The following is a 17,718-nucleotide window of genomic DNA, read 5'->3' as shown; positions in this document are numbered from 1 at the left end:
GCGAGTACCACGGTCATTCGCCGGATTCACTACCAGACCGCTTCAACATTTTCATTTCCCGAGCCGACCGGTCGGACCGGCGACGGCCGACCCCGCCCAGACCTGCCCCGCCGGACCCCGCCCGCTTAATCCCCGGGCGCCCGAACCGCCGGGCATGATACCGACCGATCGCATGGCGGCCGTCGACGCCAACGCGGCGGCGCTCGGCGTGCCGCGCAAACAGCTGATGGAGTCGTCCGGCAACGCGGTCGCCCGCGAGGTGCGGGCCGTCGCGGACCCGGGCGCGACCGTCGCGCTCGTCTGCGGCCGCGGGAACAACGGCGGCGACGCCCTCGTCGCGGCGCGGTTCCTGACCGAGTACGCCGTCCGGGTCCACCTGCTCGGCCGCCCCGAGACGATCCGGACCGACATCGCGCGGGAGAACTGGGCGGCGCTCGAAAACGCGGCGGTCCCCCGAGAGACCGTCACCGACTCGCGCGACCTCGACCTCAACGCGCCCGACGGCGACGACCCCGACGTGGTCGTCGATGCGATGCTCGGGTCGGGGATATCCGGCGGGCTCCGCGAACCGGAGCGGACCGCGGCCGCCGCGATCAACGCGAGCGACGCGACGGTGATCGCGGTCGACGTGCCATCCGGGATCGACGCCGACACGGGCGACCCGACGGGGGGCCCGGGCGGGGTCGCCGTCGACGCCGACCGCGTAGTGACGTTCCACGACGGGACGCCCGGGCTGGCAGCCCTCGACGCCGCGGTCACGGTCGCCGACATCGGGATCCCGGCCGCCGCGGAGCGGTACACGGGCCCGGGAGACCTCCTCGGCCTCGACCGCGACCCCGACTCGCACAAGGGCGACAACGGCGAGGTGCTGGTGGTCGGCGGCGGGCCGTACACCGGCGCGCCGACGCTGTCTGCGCTCGCCGCGCTCCGGGCGGGCGCGGACCTCGCCCGGGTGGCGTGTCCGGAATCGATCGCGGACGCGGTCCAGAGCTTCTCGCCGAACCTCATCGTCCGGCCGCTCCCCGGCGATCGGGTCGGCTCGTCGCACGCGGACCGGGTCGCGTCGCTCGCGGCCGAGAACGACGTCGTCGTCCTCGGCCCCGGACTGGGAGACGGCGACGGGACCCGCGAGTTCGTCCGCGAGTTCCTGACGGCCTACGAGGGGCGAGCGGTCGTCGACGCCGACGCGCTCCGCGTCGTCCCCGAGGTCGACACGGACGCCGACCTGATCTGTACCCCGCACCAGGGCGAACTGGTCGGCATGGGCGGCGAGACGGCGCCTGAACCCGACGAGCGCGCCGAACTGGTCCGGGAGTTCGCCGCGGACCTGGGCCACGTCCTGCTCGTGAAGGGCGCGGTCGACGTGGTCGCCGACGCCGACGGCGTGCGGCTGAACCGCACCGGCAACCCGGGCATGACCGTCGGCGGGACCGGCGACGTGCTGGCGGGGACGGTCGGCGCGCTGGCGGCGGTCGCGGACCCGTTCCGAGCGGCCGCGGTCGGCGCGTACGTCGTCGGGCGCGCGGGCGACGCCGCGGCCGACGCGAACGGCGCCGGCCTGGTGGCGACGGACTTACCCGACCGGCTGCCGGAGGCGATGCGTAATGAGTGACGGCGGACCCGGCGACGGCGCGGCGGGCGACGGCGCGAGCGCGGACCCCGCCGGCGCGGACGCGCTGACCCACACCGACGACGCGGGCGACGTCCAGATGGTCGACGTGGGCGCGAAGCCCGACAGCAGTCGACGCGCGGTCGCGCGCGGCGAGATCCGGCTGACCCCGGAGACGATCCACGCGGTCGAGGCCGACGCGGTCGAGAAGGGCGACGTGCTCGCGACCGCCCGGATCGGCGCCGTCCAGGCCGTGAAACACACCTGGGAGACGATCCCGATGTGCCACCAGATCCCGATCACGAACGTCGACACCGAGTTCGCGGTGGGCGACGACCGGATCGAACTCACCGTCGCGGTCGAGACCACCGGGAAGACGGGCTGCGAGATGGAGGCGTTAGAGGGCGTCACGACCGGGCTGAACACCGTCTGGGACATGGTGAAGGCGGCCGAGAAGGACGCCGACGGCGGATATCCCGACACGCGGATCTCGGACGTCGAGGTCGTCGAGAAGCGGAAGGAGCAGGTCAGCGAGTGAGTCGCGGGCGGGTGACCGGTGGGCGGCGAGTGAGCGGCGGGCGGCGTCGGACCGGAGCCCGACCGTCGGTCAGAACAGCCCGCTCACGTCGCCGTCGGCGTCCACGTCGATGTCCTCGGCGGCCGGCTCCGCGGGCAGCCCCGGCATCGTCATCACGTCGGCGGTCTTCGCGACGACGAAGCCGGCCCCCGCCGAGGGCGTCACCTCGCGGACGGTGAGTGTCCACCCCTCGGGCACGCCGGTCCGGGCGGGGTCGTCGGACAGCGAGTACGGGGTCTTCGAGAGGCAGACCGGGAGGTCGCCGTACCCCCAGCGCTCGACGCGCTCGACGTCGTCGGCCGCGCCGTCGACGTACTCGACGCCCGCGGCGCCGTACACCTCGCGCGCGACCGTCGCTATCTTCTCGCGGATCGGCGCGTCGGCGTCGTACAGGGGTTCGAACGACCCCGTCCCGGCGCGATCGCGCACGAGTTCGGCCAGGTCGGTAGCGCCCGCGCCGCCGTCGCGGTGGGCCGTCGAGCGCGCGACCGGGATCCCGCGCTCTTCGAGGCCGGCTTCCAGCGCGGCGAGTTCGGCCTCGGTGTCGTCCGCGAACACGTTGATCGCGGCGACCGTCGGGACCCCGAACGACTCGGCGATCGAGACGTGCTTCGCGACGTTGGCGACGCCGGCCCGGACCGCCTCGGGGGCCGGGTCCGCGAGGGCGTCGAAGTCGGTCGGCCACATCTCCAGCCCGTGGCGCTTCGCGCCGCGGACGGTGGCGACCACGACGGCAGCGTCGGGGACCACGCCCTGACGCGCGACGATGTTCCCGAACTTCTCCGCCCCGAGGTCGGCGCCGAACCCGGCCTCCGTGACGAGGTAGTCGGCGAGCGCGGCGCCGACCCGGTCCGCGACGAGGGTGTTCGTCCCGTGCGCGATGTTCGCGAAGGGGCCGCCGTGGACGAACGCCGGGACCCCCTCGACCGTCTGGACGAGGTTCGGCCGGAAGGCGTCCCTGAGCAGCGCGGCCGCGGCGCCGGTCACCCCGAGGTCGTCCGGCGTGACGGGCTCGCCGTCGGCGTCGGCCGCGAGCACGATCCGACCGATCCGCGCCTTCAGGTCATCCAGGTCGGTCGCGAGCCCGAGGACGGCCGTCAGCTCCGAGGCGGCGGTGATCACGAACTCGTCTTCGCGCGGGACGCCGCTCGCGGTCCCGCCGAGGCCGACGACCGTCTCGCGGAGCGCGCGGTCGTTGACGTCGAGCGCGCGCGGCCAGTCGACCCGTCGCGCGTCTACCTCCGCGTCGTTGCCCTGATGAAGGTGGTTGTCGAGCGCGGCCGCGAGGAGGTTGTGCGCCGCGGTCAGCGCGTGGATGTCGCCGGTGAAGTGGAGGTTGATCGCCTCCATCGGGAGCACCTGCGACCGGCCCCCGCCGGCCGCGCCGCCCTTGACCCCGAAGACCGGGCCGAGCGACGGCTCCCGGACCGCGACCGCGGCCCGCTCGCCCAGCGCGGCGAGCCCCTGCCCGAGTCCGACGGTGGTGACGGTCTTCCCCTCGCCCTTCGGCGTCGGCGACATGCCGGTCACGAGGACGGTCGTCCCGGCCGACGCCGCCGCGCCCCCGGGCGCGCGCGGCCCGTCGCCCACGGCGTCGCGGACCGCCGCGTGCGTGACCTTCGCGACGCCGTCGCCGCGCCGCTCGACGCCGTCGGCGGAGAGCCCGAGGTCGGCCGCGACCTCCTCGATCGGCCGGGGATCGGCCGCTCGCGCGACGGCGAGGTCCGAATCCGGTACCCCAGTCGCGTCGCTGGCGGGATCGGTGGGCGCCATACCGGCGCTTCTCGGGCCGCTCGTATGAGCGTTGCTCGGGCCTTGGTGACAACCCTCAGCGGTCGAGGAACGGCGGGACCACGACCTCGGCGCGCTTCTCGTCGCCGCGTACGACGACGCTCACCTCGGTGCCGGCGTCGGCGTACGACTCGTGGAGGTAGCCCAAGCCGATGGGCTCGTCGAGCGTCGGGCTCATCGTCCCGGAGGTGAGCTTCCCGACGCGGGTGAGGTCGCCGTCGGTGACGGCGTATCCGTTCCTGGGGACGCCGCGCTCGCGGAGGCGGACGCCGACGAACTTCTCGTCGACTCCCTCCTCTTTCTGGGCCTCCAAGGCGTCGCGGCCGACGAACTCCGTGTCGAGCTCGACGACGAAGCCGATCCGGGCCTCGTACGGCGTCCGGGGTTCGCTCTCCGGGTCGAAGTCCTGTCCCGACAGCAGGTAGCCCATCTCGGTGCGGAGCGTGTCGCGGGCGCCGAGCCCGCACGGCTGCGCCTCCAGCGGCGCGTCGGCGAACGCCGCCCAGACGGACTCGGCGGCGTCGGCCGGACACATCACTTCGAAGCCGTCCTCGCCGGTGTAACCGGTGCGCGCGACCCAGCTCTCCGTGCCGGCCACCGCCGCGGCCGCCGCCTCGAACTTCGAGAGGCCGACGACCCGGTCCCCCGGCGTCGCCTCGTCGAGCGCGTCGGCCGCGTCGGGGCCCTGGACTGCGAGCATCGCCCAGTCGTCGGTGGCGTTCGCGACGGTCGCGTCGAGGTCCCACTCGTCGCGGTGCGCGGTCCAGCGGTCGTACATCTGCCCGTCGTGGCCGGCGTTCGGCACGAAGAGGTACGCGGGGTCGCCGCTCGGGGCGTCGAGGTCGCCGTCGCGGGTCGCGTCGAGGTCCGCGAGCGACGCGGCCCCCTCGCCGGCCGCGGTCCCGTCGGGGAGCCGGTAGACGACCGTGTCGTCGAGCATCACGCCGTCCTCGTTCGTGATCGCGGCGTACTGCGAGTCGCCGGGGTCGAGCGCGCGCACGTCGTTCGTCGTGAGCCGGTTCAGCAGCTCGGTCGCGTCCGGGCCGGACACCTCGATCTCGCCCATGTGCGACACGTCGAAGACGCCGACCGACTCGCGGACCGCGGCGTGCTCGGTCCGGATCGAGTCGAACTCGACGGGCATCTGCCAGCCGCCGAAGTCGGTGAACTTGGCGCCGCGCTCGTCGTGGGCGTCGTGGAGCGGAGGGAGGCGATCGGTCATACTCGCACCTCTCCGGGACGAACCTAAGGCTTTGTGACATCGGCGGTCCGCGTCGGCGGCGGCCCCCGCCGCGGTCGCGCCCGTCGTCGACTCGGCCGACAGCCTCAAGCGGTCGCCGGCCCCTCGCTCCGGCGTGAGCAGCCGTCGCCCCGACCGGACCGGTCCGATCGCACCCGCGGTCGCCGTCGTGGTCGCCGCGGTCCTCCTGTTCGCGCTCGTCGGGACCTGGCCGCCCTTCGTCGCGGTCGAGAGCGGCAGCATGGCGCCCGGGGTCGAGCGCGGGGACCTCGTCGTCGTGACGGCGGCCGACCGCGCGCCGTGGGGCGACCTCTCGACCGCTGCCGACCCGAACGCGCCGGCGCGGCTCGGCGGGACGGGCGACGTCGTCGTCTACACCGTCCCGGGGGCGGACGGGAGACCGGTGTTCCACCGGTTGGCGTTCGCGGTCGACGCCGGCGAGGACTGGACGGAGCGGGCCGACCCGGCGCTCCTCGCCGCGGACTGCGCGGATCTGGCGACGTGCCCGGCGCCGTACGACGGGTACGTCACCTACGGCGACGCGAACGAGCTGTACGACCAGAGCGCGGGCATCGCGCCCGTCGTCCCCGACGAGTGGATCGCCGGGAAGGCGCTGTTCGCGGTGCCGAACCTCGGCTGGATACGGGTGGGCGTCGAGGCGGCGGTCGCGCGCTACGGCGGGGTCGCGACCGGCGTCGTCCTCGTCGGTATCGCGGGACTGGCCGGGGGCGTCGGGGCGCTGTTGCTCGGTCGGGTTCGGCGGGGAAGCCGGCGGTAAGGAGTTCTGTGAGGGCTCCGAAGGCGCGTTCACCCCCGTCGCTCTCTCTCCCGTGAACGGTCGCCGTCTGCGTCGCTCGATCGCTACCGGTGCCAGGTCGGTTCGCTTCCCGTATCGTCCGGGGCCTCGGTCGCGTCGACCTCGTCGCCGTCGAGCGTCACGGAGCCGTTCGCCGCGTTGCGGAGGGCGTCCGACCGGCCGAACTCGCCGGGCGCGATGGCGAGCGTCCGGATCCCGTAGCCGTTCGCGGTCTCGACGACCGGCTTGAAGTCCGTGTCGCGGGAGGCGATCGCGAGCGTCTCCATCCGGCCCTCCGCGGCGAACCGCGCGGCGTCGACCGCGAGCTTCACGTCCACGTCGCCGCTCGTGATCACGACCTCGAAGCCGCGGGCCTCCGCGGCCTGGATCAGCCCCGGCGTCGCGTGCTCGTCGAGGTACAGCCGGGTCGTCACCAGCGGCCCCTCCGCCTCGGCGGCCAGTCGCACGTCGTCTAAGTCCACGTCGAACTCCTCGCGCAGCACGTTCGGGCCGTCGACGAACAGCGCCACGCCGCCGGCGTCCGGATCCGTCTCGGCGTCCGCGCTCGCGACGCCCTCGGCGGTCGTCTCGGGGTCCGGCCCCTCGCCTCGGTCCATGACCGGCCTTCGCCGTCGTCGGAAATAGGTATGGTGATCCGCGCGCTCGCGGTTCGCCCTCGTCAGTCGCCGGTCGTCCCCCGTGACGGTCCGTCAGCGACCGGGCCGCTCGTGATCGCCTGTTCGAAACGATCGTCCGCGAATCATCGACACTCTTCGGCGATCGTAGTCAAAATTCAGGACCTTATATCGATATTACGACTTCCCTCACGTCCGTAGTGAATATACGGAGGCTTGAAGTACGGTGTCCAGCAATAACGGTATAAGATGTCACAATCGAACGCGTACACCGTCATTTCCGCACAGAACGATCACGAATGTACCACGGTACGTGCCCATCCCCGCAACGAGACGTTCCACATCGTCGACTATGCGGACGAGGACGCCCGCGAGCGGGTCGCGGACCTCCCGGTCGGGTCCGTCGTGCGGATGGAGCTGTCCCGCGCGGGTCGCCGGAGCAACGTCTGGTGCGCCGAGTCGGTCACGACGGCTCGGACCGACGGGGGAGAGCGCCGGTAAGCGGCGCCGAACCCCGAGCTCCGCCACCGGCCGGGAGCGCGCCCGTCGACTCCGCAGTCCGGTTCCCGCGGGTCCGCTTCGTCTCTCTCTCTCTCGCCGTTCGCCGTCCGTCTCGCAGCCGTCCGCTCCCCGATGGCGACAGGTATTTGCCACCGATGCCGGTAGGCGCAGGAGATGGTCGAGACGCTGCTCGCTGTCGGTATCGTCGCCTCGGTGTTCGTCGGCTTCAACATCGGCGGCTCCTCGACCGGCATCGCGTGGGGGCCGCCGGTGGGCGCCGGCATCCTGAAGAAGACGACCGCGGCCGCGCTGATGACGGTGTTCGTGTTCCTCGGGGGGTGGACGGTGGGACGAAACGTGATGGACACGCTCAGCGGCGGGATCATCACGACCGAGCTCTCGCTGTCGGCCGGCGTCGCCGTCCTGTTTTTCATCGGGTTCGGGATCCTTATCGCGAACGTCTTCGGCGTCCCGGTGCCGACCTCGATGACGACCGTTGGCGCTATCGCGGGGCTCGGGCTGGCGACCGACACGCTCAACTACGCCACGATCACCCGGACCGTCTCCTGGTGGATCGTGACGCCGATCATCGGCTTCTGGATCGGGGTCGTCATCGGCCGGTACGTCTACCCGGCCGTGAACCGGCGCGTTCGCATCGAGAAGTCCCCCGGCCTGCTGCTCCGACTCGACCGCGACGGGGCCGTACCCACGGTCGCGCTCGGACCCAACACGACGTACTCGGAGCTCGTCAGCACGGTCGTGGTTCTGGTCATCGGCTGTTACATGGCGTTCAGCGCCGGTGCGAGCAACGTCCCGAACGCCGCCGCGCCGCTCGTCAGCGGGGTCGGCGGGCTCCCCGACGACACCGCGATCCTGCTCGCGACGCTCGCGATCGGGCTCGGCGGGTTCACGATCGCCCGCCGCACGATGGAGTCGGTCGGCGGCGAGCTCAGCGACATCCCACTCCTCGCCGCGCTGTTCGTGATGACCACGGCCTCGACGATCACGACGGTCCTCTCGTGGATCGGCATCCCGATCAGCCTCGTCATGGGCACGGTGATGACGATCGTCGGCATCGGCTGGGGGCGGGCGACGCGCCCGGTCACGGTCCGGCAGGCGGTCACGCGCGACACCGGCGACAACGAGATCGTCACCGGCGCGATCACCGTCGGCGACACCGAGGGACGGCAGTCGTCGCCGATCGGGGAGGCGGAGCCGGCGGCGGTGTTGAACGCGGGCGACCTGTTCAACCCCCGGGCGGTCCTGAAGTACGTCTCGATGTGGATCATCGGCCCGTCGGTGTCGACCGCGCTGGCGTACGCGTTCTTCGTCCTCTTGCCGGGAGTCGCCTGACGACGCCGCGCTGACGGGAGCAGTTAGGAGGGTGCGCGGCGTAGATCGGGTATGATAGACCGCATCCTTGTGCCGATGGACGACTCGGACCACGCCGAGCGGGCCCTCGAATACGCCTTGGAGAACTTCCCGGACGCCGACGTCACCGTGGTTCACGTCGTCGGCGCGCCGTCGATGATGATGGGCGAGGCCGCGTCGCTCGCGCTCGCGGACGACTTCGAGGCGGCGGCCGCGGAGCGCGCGGAGGGCGTCTTCGAGCGCGCCCGCGCACTGGCGACCGACCGCGGCCGCGAGGTCGACACGGTCGTCGGCGTCGGCCACCCGGCGCGGAACATCGTCGACCGGGCGGAGGGGTACGACACGGTCGTGATCGGGGCCCACGGCGCGGACCGCGGGCGTGCGACGCGCCGGTTCCTCGTCGGTAACGTCGCCGAGACCGTCTCCAAGCGCGCCCCGGTGCCCGTGGTGCTCGTCCGCTGACGGAGGGTCCGGCGCGGTCGGTGGGCGGCGGCGCGATCAGTCCCGCGTGAGCCGCGGGTTCGTCACCGCGCCGGCGGCGGCGGAGGCGAAGTCCCGGCCGTACTTCGCGAGGATGCCCCCCTCGTAGGGCGGCTCGGGCGCCTCCCACTCCTCGCGGCGCGCCTCCAGCTCCTCGTCGGAGAGGTCGACGGTGAGGTCGCGCTCGGGGATGTCGACGGTGACGTGGTCGCCGTCCTCGATCAGGCCGATCGGGCCGCCGACGGCGGCCTCGGGCGCGACGTGGCCGATCATCGGGCCGCGGGTGCCGCCCGAGAAGCGGCCGTCGGTGAGCAGCGCCACGTCGTCCTCGTGGCCCGCGCCGACGACCGCGGCGGTGACCCCGAGCATCTCGCGCATCCCGGGGCCGCCGCGGGGGCCCTCGTTGCGGATGACGATCACGTCGCCGGACTCGATCCCGCCCGACTGGACGTACTCCATCGCGTCCTCCTCGTTCTCGAACACGCGGGCCGGCCCCTCGTGGTAGAACTCGTCGTCGCCGGTCACCTTCAGCACCGAGCCGTCCGGCGCGAGGTTGCCGTCGAGGATCTTGATCGCGCCCTCCTCCTCCTTCGGGTCGTCGACGGGATAGAGGAAGTCGGCCTCGATGTCCGACTCGTCCGGGAGCTCGCCGCGCTCCTCCAGCGCCGCGATCTCCTCGGCGAGGGTGTTGCCCGTCACCGTCATCGCGTCGCCGTGGAGCAGGTCCGCCTCCAGCAGGCGGCGGAGCACGACCGGCACGCCGCCGACCTCGTGGAGGTCGTTCATCACGCGCGTCCCGCCGGGCTGGAGGTTCGCGATCTTCGGCGTGCGCCGCGAGATCTCGTCGAAGTCCTCGATCGAGAGGTCGACGTCGGCCTCGCCCGCCAAGGCGAGCAGGTGGAGGACGGCGTTCGTCGAACCGCCCATCGCGGTCTGGGCCGCGATGGCGTTCTCGAACGACTCCCGCGAGAGGATGTCGGAGGGCCGGCGGTCGTTCTCGATACAGTCCATCGCCAGCTCGCCGGCGCGCTCGGCGACCGCGTAGCGCGCCTCGTCCTCGGCGGGCGGCGAGGCCGACCCGAGCGGCGCCAGCCCGAGCGCCTCCGAGAGCGACGCCATCGTGTTCGCGGTGAACATCCCGCCGCACGAGCCCGCGCCGGGACAGGCGTGGCGTTCCAGGTCGTCGAGCTCGTCGGCGTCCATGTCGCCCTGCGCGTACGTGCCGACGCCCTCGAACACCTGGACGATCGTCACGTCGCGGCCGTCGTGCTGCCCGGGCATGATCGAGCCGCCGTAGAGGAAGACGCTCGGCAGGTCCGTCCGGATCGCGGCCATCATCATCCCGGGGAGGTTCTTGTCGCAGCCCGCGACCGTCACCAGCGCGTCCATCCGCTCGCCGAAGGAGACCAGCTCGACCGAGTCGGCGATGACCTCCCGCGAGATCAGGCTCGCCTTCATCCCCTCCGTCCCCATCGAGATGGCGTCGCTAATCGTGATCGTGCCGAACTCGATCGGCATCCCGCCCGCGGCGTCGATGCCGTCGAGCGCGGCGTCGGCCACGTCGTCGAGGTGGACGTTACACGGCGTGATGTCGGCCGCCGGGTTCGGGACGCCGACGATGGGCGAGGAGAGGTCCTCGTCGTCGAACCCCATCGCGCGGAACATCGCGCGGTGCGGCGCCTTGTCAGGTCCCTCGGTCACCTCGCGGCTCCGCAGGTCACCGTCCTTCTTCCCGGCGAATCGGTCCGCGTCCTCCCGGCGACGGCGCCGCTCGTCGTCGTCGGACCTCGGCTGCTGTTCGCTCATACGCGACCCTGTCGCTCGGGACTCTTAAACGACCGCGTCGGGGCGAGGGTTGCTCGGCGGGGCGAACGGGTTCGGGGCGGGGGTCGATCGGTCGTCGTCCCCGGGCTATCACACCCGCGTTTTCAGCTCCACCCGGTAGCCGAACGGGTCCCTGACGTACACCGCGCCGGCCTCGCCGGTCGCGCCCAGCGGCGAGTCGAGCGTCTTCTCGACCGCGGCGCCCGCGTCCGCCAGCTCGCGTTCAATCTCGTCGACCGACTCCTCCACGACGACCGCGACGTGGTCGTAGTTCGTCTTCGTCGGCGCCTCGAACTCCTCGGTCGGCCAGAGGTGGATCACCGCGGTCGCCGAGAGCCGCACGTCGAAGAAGGGCTTCTCGTCGGCCGCGTACAGCGCGTCCTCGACGCCGAACCCGAGTTGCTCGCCGTAGAACTCGCGGGCCTCGTCGGCGCCGTCTTCCGGGATCCGGAGGTTGACGTGATCGATGTGTCGCGCTCGCATGCGTGTCGGTTCGGCGGCCGGCGGCAAAAAGGCGACAGTTAGGCGAACGCGCGCAGGATTCCGGCGCCGTCGGTGCTGCGCCCGAGGTCGGGGAGTGTGGCGCGCTCGGGGTGCGGCATCAGCACGGCCACCGTCTCGCGCTCGCCGAGGACGCCGGCGACGTTGTCGGTCGAGCCGTTCGGATTGGCGGCGTCCGTGACGTTCCCGTCGGCGTCGCAGTAGCGGAAGAGGACGCGGTCCTCGGCGACGAGGTCGGCGTGGGCCGCCTCGCTTATCTCGAAGCGCCCCTCGCCGTGCGCGATGGGGACCTCGATGACCTGTCCCTCGTCGTAGGCGGCGGTCCAGGGGGTATCGGCGCGCTCGACGCGCAGGCGGACCGGCTCGCACTGGAACCGCGCGGAGGCGTTCGTGGTGAACGCGCCGGGCGTCAGCCCCGACTCCGAGCCGATCTGCGCGCCGTTACAGATGCCGATCACGGGGACGCCGGCGTCGGCGGCGTCGCGGACTTCGTTCATGATCGGGTCGCGGGCGGCCATCGCGCCGGCGCGGAGGTAATCGCCGTAGGAGAACCCGCCGGGGAGGACGACCCCGTCGGGGTCGGCGGGGAGGCCGTCGTCGTACCAGACGCGCTCGGCGTCGACGCCGAGGTGATCTAAGGCGCGGACGGCGTCGCGGTCGCAGTTCGAGCCGCCGAACTGGACGACGGCGACCGTCACGCCGCCCACCTCGCCTTGTCGGCCGTCATCGCTCCGCGACCGCCACGTCGTAGTCGTGGATCGTGGGGTTCGCGAGCAGCCGCTCGGCCATCTCGTCGGCGCGGTCGGCCGCCTCGTCGGCGTCGGCTGCGTCGAGGTCGACCTCGAAGCGGTCCGCCGAGCGGAGGTCGGACAGCTCGAACCCGAGCCGTTCGAGGGCCTGCTGGGTCGTCTCGGCCTCCGGGTCGAGGACGCCCCGCTTTAGCCGGATCGTCACCGTCGCCGTGTACGCGGTCATACCTGTTGGTGCGGGGTCGTGTGTAAAAACCGTTTTGGAACGACGCTTATGCGCATATTCGTGGATATGTTGCGGTCGTTCGTGCGGGAGGCAGGGACGGCACCGAGCGAAAGGGGCAAACCCCTCCGGCTGTTGTGAAGGGTGTATGCAGCCGCTCGAACCCGCGGAGGTGATCGTCGCATGACCCGCGAACTGACCGAAATCACGGTCGTCGGAGGAGACAAGACCGGACTCATCGCGCGGGTCACCTCCCTGCTGTTCGAGCGCGGAATCAACATCGAGGACTTAGACCAGGCGGTCCGCGAGGGCGTCTTCCGGATGACGACCCGCGTCGACACCGCGGAGATGGAGACATCGCGCGGCGAGCTCCGCCGCGCGCTCGCCGAGCTGGGCCGCGAGCTCGACGTCGACATCCAAGTACGGTTCCCGAGCGATCGCGACGCGCGGCGCGTCGCGCTGCTCGTCACCAAGGAGACCCACGCGCCCGAGGCGCTGTTGGAGGCGGAGGCGCGGGGCGAGCTGGCCGAGGACAGCGAGGCCGAGATCCCGGTCGTCATCGGCAACCGCGGCGACCTCCGGTCGCTCGCGGAGCGCTACGACAAGCCGTTCTACGACGTGGGCGACGGCAACGGCAACACCGACGAGGAGCGTCTGCTCGACCTGCTGGCCGAGTACGACGTGGACCTCATCGCCTTGGCGCGGTACATGCGCATCCTCTCGCCCGAGGTCGTCTTCCGGTACGAGGGGCGGATCGTCAACGTCCACCCCTCGCTGCTGCCGGCGTTCCCCGGCGCGGAGGCGTACCGGCAGGCCAAGGACGCCGGCGTCCGGGTCGCGGGCGTCACGGCCCACTACGTCACGACCGACCTCGACCAGGGGCCGGTCATCGCTCAGCGCGCCTTCGACGTGCCCCCGGGCGCCGACGTCGACGAGATCAAGCGGCGGGGGCAGCCCCTCGAGGCCGAGGTCCTGCTCGACGCGGTCCGGCTCCACCTCGCGGACGCCATCGCGGTCCACCGCGGGACCGTCCACGTGCGCGAGGACGTGGACGTCGACGCGCAGCTCGGCCTCTCGGAGGCCGCCGTGGACGCGAACCCGGACGAGCCCGTCGACGGCGAGCCCCTCGGCCGGACCCGCCCGTCGCCGTCGGACGACTGACGGAGCGGGAGAGGGCCGCAGGCGCCGGTCGCACCCGGACTGCGGCGGCTACTTTTAACCGCCCGCGAGCGCAACAATGGACGATGACCGGCCGTCGCGCGCGGACGAGGTTCCTCGCGGACACCGCCGCGGTCGTCCGCAGCGACGAGCGGCTGATCCTGCTGTTCCTGCTGCTCCTCTCGCTCGCCGCGCTGGCGGTGTTCCTCCACTACACGACCCTGGTGCTCGAGGGGCTCCCGGACCCGGTTCCGGGGGAGCCGTTCGGGCCGTGAACCGGGACCGCCGGGGCGCTCACTCCAACCGCACCAGCAGGTCGCGGTTCGCGGCCTCGTAGCGCAGGCGCTCGTCGTCGAGCGCCCGGCGGCGTCTGGCCGCCCAGTCGCTCGCGTCGTAGCCGGTCTCGCCGACGGCCGCCTCCACCGTGTCGAGCAGGTGCGCGAGTACGGTCCGCTCGCCCGACTCGTAGGGGGGTTCGATCTCCCACGGGGAGGGCCCCTCGGCGATCGCGGTCGCCTGCTGGGCCAGCGCCGCCGCCCCGTCGGGGCCGCCGGGGCGGAACTCCCGCATGTGGCGGTGATAGCGGTCGAGGACGGCCTCGTCGTCCGGGTCCGGGGGCGCGAACCGCGTCTCGCCGTCGTAGGTGATCGGCGCGTACGCGACGGGGGCGACCTCGGCGAGGGCGTCGACCGCGGGGGCGGCGTCGACCACGTCGAAGAACGCGCAGCCGACGACCGCGTCGAACCGCTCGCCGGCGGCCGCCGCCTCGCTCGCGACGTCGAAGGCGTCCGCGACGCGGAACTCGACGGCGACGTCGCCGACCGCGCCGCCGATCCGCGCTTCGCCCGCCGACAGGGCGTCCTCGCGGGCGTCGACCGCGACCCACCGGCCGGCGTCGATCACGCCCCAGTCGACGAGGCGCTCGACCATCGTCGCCGTGCCCGCGCCGACTTCGAGCACCTCGGGCTCGGGCGGGAGCTCGGCGGCGAAGCGGTCGAGGACCGTCCGGTTCAGCGAGCGGTCGTCGAGGGCGCGCTTCGCGTCGAGGTACGTCGCGTGGTCGGTCACGCCGCGTCACCTCCCCGATCCGGGCCCCCCGTCCGCCGTCCGGCCTCGGCCTCCAGGAAGTCGACGACGCGGTCGAGCGTCTCCGGCCACCCCGGCCGCGCCTCGTAGTCGCGGCGGGCGGCGGTCCCCATGGCCGCCAGCCGGTCGCGGTCGTCGAGGTCGCGGAGGGCCGCGGCCACGGCGCGCGGGTCGCCGGGGGGCACGAGGACGCCCGACTCGCCGTCCCGGACGAACTCGCTCGCGCCGCCCGCGGTCGTCGCCAGCGGCACGCAGCCGAATCCCATCGCCTCCAGGTACACCATGCCGAACGGCTCGTACCGCGACGGGACCGCCAGGACGTGGCTCTCGCGGAGCCGCGCCGCGACCGCCTCGTCGTCGAGGCGGCCGGCGAAGCCGACGCGGTCGCCGATCCCGGCCGCGGCGACCGACTCCGCGACGGCCTCGGCGTGGTCCGGCGCGACCGTCCGGTCCCCGACGACCGTCAGCCGCCAGTCCACGTCGCGACCGTCCAGCCTGGCGAGGCCGTCGACGAGCGCTTCGAGCCCCTTCCGCGGGACGACGTTCCCGAGGAAGGTCACCTCCAGCGGACCGGACCGGGCGCGCTCGCGGATCTCGGACGCGGAGGTCACGGGCTCGAACCGGTCGCCGGCCGGCGGGGCGACCGCGCTCCTGGCCGGGCCGCCGAGCACGGCCGCGTTCCGACGGGTCGTCTCGGCGTTGTACACCGCGGCGTCGACGCCGCGGAGGAACCGGCGCTCGACGGCCGCCACTCCGCGGCGACCGAGCGCCGAGCGCGCGCGGTCGAGGGGCCCCCGTCCGCCGTCCGGCGTCCCCTGCGCCGCCCGCGCACGCCACGCGATCATGTGGACGAGCGCGACGGTCGGCGCGTCGAGCCGGCGGTTGGCGCACAGCACGGAGGGGTGCGCCAGCCCGTCCTCGACGACCACGTCGAACTCGGCGAGGCGGTCTGCGAGCCGGCCCGCACGGAGGTTCGGCGCGAGGCGTTCCCGGTAGGACCCCCGAGGCAGCGAGACCACCTCGACGCCGTGGCCGCGCCCGCGGAGCCGGTCGCGGAGCCGCCGGTCGTAGTAGAAGCCGCCGGACTCGGACTCGATGTCGCCGGCCAGCACGAGGGCGACGCGCATCGGGGCGTCACCGCAGTTCGCCGGCGTAGGAGACGCTCGCGGCGTCGTCCTCGCGGACGGTCACGGTCAGCCGGGTCGCGGCCGGGGCGTCCACCGTCGCGAGGGCGTCGAACAGCGCCCGGGCCAGCCGCTCGGCGCTGGGGTTGCCCTCCAAGTGCTCGTTGAGCGTCTCGTCCCGGTAGCGGTCGGCCGCGTCGGCCAGGGCGTCGAGCGCGAGGTCGATGTCGAGCAGGTAGCCGTACTCGCCGAGCTCCGGGCCGCGGAACGTCGCCTCCGCGGTGAAGGTGTGCGAGTGGAGCTCCGCCTCGCCGGCCGGCGGGTTCGGGACGGTGAGGTAGTGCTGTGCGACGAACGTCTCGGAGACGGTCAGTTCGTACATGGGTAGGTGAAGAGGAGTTGGAGGGTCGCTTCGCCCTCGTCGGCGAGGCGCTGGTACGCGCTCGGCGCGCGGTCGACCGGGACGCGGTCCGTGACGAGCCGTTCGGTGACGCCCAGCTCGCCGTGAAGTCGCCGGAGCTGGCGCCAGGCGGTCTCGCGGCGGCGCTCCCGGTCCCAACGACCCCGGAGTTCCGGCGCGATGGTCGTGACCTGGCTGCTCCGGACGGTGACCCGCCCGCGGTGGAAGTGGTCGCCGAAGCCGAGGTCGGCGCGCTTGGTGCCGTACCACGACCCCACGAGGACGCGGCCGTCGAACCGCGTCGTCTCGACGGCCGTCTCCAGCGTCTCGGGCCGCCCCGAGACCTCGACCGCGAGGTCGACGCCCCCGGTGCGGTCGCGGACGGCGTCGACGACGCCGGCGCGCCCGTCGTATCGGGTCGGGTCGACGACGGCGTCGGCGCCGAACTCGGCCGCGAGCCCGCGCCGCCGGTCCTTCGGTTCGACCGCGACCACGGTCTCCGCGCCGCTCCGTGCCAGGAGGGCGGTCGTGAGCAGCCCCACGACGCCCTGCCCGAACACCGCGACGCGCTCGCCGAGCCGGGGGGCCGCGTCGAGCGTCAGCGTCACCGCCGTCTCCGCGTTCGCGAACAGCGTCGCGGTCTCCGGGTCGATCCCGTCCGGGACCGGGATGAGCGCGTCCGGGGAGACGGCGAACCGGCTCTCGTGGGGGTTGAACGCGAAGACGGTGCGGTCGCGCCACGACGGGTCGACCGCCTCGCCGACCGCGGTCACCCGCCCGACGACCGCGTAGCCGTAGCGGAGCGGGTACGAGAGGTCGCCGTCGAGCGAGGAGAGCTCCTCGTCCGCGACGGTCTCGGGGTCGAGATCCCCGCGGTACGCGAGCAGCTCGGACCCCGCGCTCACCGCCGAGACGGACGCGGAGACGACCACCTCGTCGGGGGCCGGGGCGGGGTCGTCGACCGGGACGACCTCGACGCGCTCGGGGGCGGTGAACTCCACCGCGCGGTGGACGGCGCCGTCGCTCACGCGGACTCACCCGTCCGCGGCCGACGGCCGAGAGGAGTCGACATTACCGATCGCATGTGCCGATCAAATATAAAGCCCCGCCGGCGACGACCGCCCGACCGAGCGGAGTCGCCCGTCGCGGTCGCGCCCGCCGGGGAGTAAACATAAGCCGGCGGAGGCCGTGCGTGGCGTATCCATGGCACACTCCGACGCGGGCGCCGACGTCGAATCGCTGACCACGCTCCACTGGGTCGGGATCATCGCCGCGACCGTGTCCGGGATCGTCCACGCCGTCCTCGGGGTTCTGGTCGGGGGCGCGCTGGGGATCTCCTTTTTCGTCGCGACCCTCGGCTTCGGCGCGGGCGTGGCGGCGATAGTCGCCGGGTACCGGCGCCGGCTGATGTACGCCGTCGGGATCCCGTTCACCGGCGGTCAGATCGTCCTCTGGTACGTGATCAACTTCGTCACCGGGACGTACTCGTTCCCGGCCGACGTCGGGGTGTACGGCGCCGTCGACAAGGTCGCGCAGGTCGCGTTGATCGCCGTCCTGGCGGTCCTGCTCTCAAGAGAGTCGTAGCGCGCGACCGCGGCTCGCCGTTCACTCCTCGACGCCGCGAACCGGTCCCGCCCCCGCCCGGTTCGGACC

At 73.0% G+C, this 17,718-nt stretch carries 20 protein-coding genes; 9 read left to right on the top strand and 11 right to left on the bottom strand.

Going from position 1 to position 17,718, the window contains the following annotated elements:
* Positions 1–154: 154 nt before the first annotated feature.
* Positions 155–1,612: an NAD(P)H-hydrate dehydratase gene (locus EXE48_RS15560; protein ID WP_137711995.1), complete on the top strand. Its 1,458-nt coding sequence runs from the start codon at positions 155–157 to the stop codon at positions 1,610–1,612.
* A complete protein-coding gene (gene moaC / locus EXE48_RS15555) occupies positions 1,605–2,147 on the top strand; it encodes a cyclic pyranopterin monophosphate synthase MoaC (RefSeq protein ID WP_137704346.1) in 543 nt (180 codons plus the stop codon). Before EXE48_RS15560 ends, moaC begins: the two co-directional genes overlap by 8 nt.
* Positions 2,148–2,216: 69 nt before the next feature.
* Here the strand turns inward: moaC and EXE48_RS15550 are convergent, their stop codons facing one another.
* Together EXE48_RS15550 and EXE48_RS15545 are read right to left on the bottom strand one after the other, a co-directional pair.
* On the bottom strand, positions 2,217–3,959 hold the full coding sequence (locus EXE48_RS15550) for a formate--tetrahydrofolate ligase (protein ID WP_137711994.1): 1,743 nt from the start codon (positions 3,957–3,959) through the stop codon (positions 2,217–2,219).
* Between the two features lie 55 nt (positions 3,960–4,014).
* Positions 4,015–5,199 carry a glycine cleavage system aminomethyltransferase GcvT gene (locus tag EXE48_RS15545; protein ID WP_137711993.1) on the bottom strand — a complete coding sequence of 395 codons (1,185 nt, stop codon included), beginning with the start codon at positions 5,197–5,199 and terminating at the stop codon, positions 4,015–4,017.
* Between the two features lie 133 nt (positions 5,200–5,332).
* Between EXE48_RS15545 and EXE48_RS15540 the strand changes: the two genes are divergently transcribed.
* The gene (locus EXE48_RS15540; RefSeq protein ID WP_053771264.1) at positions 5,333–5,995 is read left to right on the top strand and encodes a S26 family signal peptidase; all 663 of its coding nucleotides are present in this window, start codon (positions 5,333–5,335) and stop codon (positions 5,993–5,995) included.
* Positions 5,996–6,078: 83 nt separating this feature from the next.
* Here the strand turns inward: EXE48_RS15540 and EXE48_RS15535 are convergent, their stop codons facing one another.
* A complete protein-coding gene (locus EXE48_RS15535; RefSeq protein ID WP_053771263.1) occupies positions 6,079–6,630 on the bottom strand; it encodes an NYN domain-containing protein in 552 nt (183 codons plus the stop codon).
* Positions 6,631–6,897: 267 nt separating this feature from the next.
* Here EXE48_RS15535 and EXE48_RS15530 point away from each other — a divergent pair, with 267 nt between their 5' ends.
* The 3 genes from EXE48_RS15530 (at position 6,898) to EXE48_RS15520 (ending at position 8,982) form a co-directional block, all read left to right on the top strand.
* On the top strand, positions 6,898–7,149 hold the full coding sequence (locus EXE48_RS15530; protein ID WP_053771262.1) for a DUF7999 family protein: 252 nt from the start codon (positions 6,898–6,900) through the stop codon (positions 7,147–7,149).
* 174 nt (positions 7,150–7,323) lie between these two features.
* A complete protein-coding gene (locus EXE48_RS15525) occupies positions 7,324–8,502 on the top strand; it encodes an inorganic phosphate transporter (protein ID WP_137711992.1) in 1,179 nt (392 codons plus the stop codon).
* Positions 8,503–8,553: 51 nt separating this feature from the next.
* Positions 8,554–8,982, top strand: a complete 429-nt coding sequence (locus EXE48_RS15520; protein ID WP_053771260.1) for a universal stress protein — start codon at positions 8,554–8,556, stop codon at positions 8,980–8,982.
* Between the two features lie 36 nt (positions 8,983–9,018).
* Here the strand turns inward: EXE48_RS15520 and ilvD are convergent, their stop codons facing one another.
* The 4 genes from ilvD to purS form a co-directional block, all read right to left on the bottom strand.
* Positions 9,019–10,806 (bottom strand): dihydroxy-acid dehydratase, encoded by a 1,788-nt coding sequence (gene ilvD / locus EXE48_RS15515; RefSeq protein WP_137711991.1) that lies wholly within the window; start codon positions 10,804–10,806, stop codon positions 9,019–9,021.
* A gap of 108 nt (positions 10,807–10,914) precedes the next feature.
* Positions 10,915–11,307, bottom strand: a complete 393-nt coding sequence (locus EXE48_RS15510) for a VOC family protein (RefSeq protein WP_137711990.1) — start codon at positions 11,305–11,307, stop codon at positions 10,915–10,917.
* A 38-nt stretch (positions 11,308–11,345) separates the two neighbouring features.
* The gene (gene purQ / locus EXE48_RS15505; RefSeq protein WP_053771257.1) at positions 11,346–12,023 is read right to left on the bottom strand and encodes a phosphoribosylformylglycinamidine synthase I; all 678 of its coding nucleotides are present in this window, start codon (positions 12,021–12,023) and stop codon (positions 11,346–11,348) included.
* A gap of 25 nt (positions 12,024–12,048) precedes the next feature.
* Positions 12,049–12,300 (bottom strand): phosphoribosylformylglycinamidine synthase subunit PurS, encoded by a 252-nt coding sequence (gene purS / locus EXE48_RS15500; protein WP_053771256.1) that lies wholly within the window; start codon positions 12,298–12,300, stop codon positions 12,049–12,051.
* 180 nt (positions 12,301–12,480) lie between these two features.
* Between purS and EXE48_RS15495 the strand changes: the two genes are divergently transcribed.
* Both EXE48_RS15495 and EXE48_RS15490 read left to right on the top strand, forming a co-directional pair.
* Positions 12,481–13,458, top strand: coding sequence for a formyltetrahydrofolate deformylase (locus EXE48_RS15495; protein WP_053771255.1), 978 nt, complete (start codon positions 12,481–12,483; stop codon positions 13,456–13,458).
* An 83-nt stretch (positions 13,459–13,541) separates the two neighbouring features.
* On the top strand, positions 13,542–13,730 hold the full coding sequence (locus EXE48_RS15490; RefSeq protein ID WP_121599417.1) for a hypothetical protein: 189 nt from the start codon (positions 13,542–13,544) through the stop codon (positions 13,728–13,730).
* A gap of 19 nt (positions 13,731–13,749) precedes the next feature.
* Here EXE48_RS15490 and EXE48_RS15485 read toward each other — a convergent pair whose 3' ends face one another.
* From EXE48_RS15485 to EXE48_RS15470, 4 genes are read right to left on the bottom strand one after another with little or no spacing between them, the layout of a single operon-like run.
* Positions 13,750–14,523, bottom strand: coding sequence for a class I SAM-dependent methyltransferase (locus EXE48_RS15485; RefSeq protein ID WP_137707705.1), 774 nt, complete (start codon positions 14,521–14,523; stop codon positions 13,750–13,752).
* Positions 14,520–15,668, bottom strand: a complete 1,149-nt coding sequence (locus tag EXE48_RS15480; protein ID WP_137711989.1) for a glycosyltransferase family 4 protein — start codon at positions 15,666–15,668, stop codon at positions 14,520–14,522. The genes EXE48_RS15485 and EXE48_RS15480 overlap by 4 nt, the downstream gene beginning before the upstream one ends.
* 7 nt (positions 15,669–15,675) lie before the next feature.
* Positions 15,676–16,047, bottom strand: coding sequence for a 6-pyruvoyl trahydropterin synthase family protein (locus EXE48_RS15475; protein ID WP_137711988.1), 372 nt, complete (start codon positions 16,045–16,047; stop codon positions 15,676–15,678).
* Positions 16,035–17,093 carry a zinc-dependent alcohol dehydrogenase gene (locus EXE48_RS15470; protein WP_137711987.1) on the bottom strand — a complete coding sequence of 353 codons (1,059 nt, stop codon included), beginning with the start codon at positions 17,091–17,093 and terminating at the stop codon, positions 16,035–16,037. The genes EXE48_RS15475 and EXE48_RS15470 overlap by 13 nt, the downstream gene beginning before the upstream one ends.
* Before the next feature lie 175 nt (positions 17,094–17,268).
* Here EXE48_RS15470 and EXE48_RS15465 point away from each other — a divergent pair, with 175 nt between their 5' ends.
* Positions 17,269–17,649 (top strand): hypothetical protein, encoded by a 381-nt coding sequence (locus tag EXE48_RS15465; protein ID WP_053771249.1) that lies wholly within the window; start codon positions 17,269–17,271, stop codon positions 17,647–17,649.
* The last annotated feature ends 69 nt before the right edge of the window (positions 17,650–17,718 follow it).

Origin of the sequence: Halorubrum sp. ASP1 (assembly GCF_005435135.1) — an archaeon.
Taxonomy (GTDB): Archaea; Halobacteriota; Halobacteria; order Halobacteriales; family Haloferacaceae; genus Halorubrum; species Halorubrum tropicale.
The sequence above is the reverse complement of the archived record's forward strand: the minus strand, read 5'-3'. Positions and strand labels throughout refer to the sequence as shown.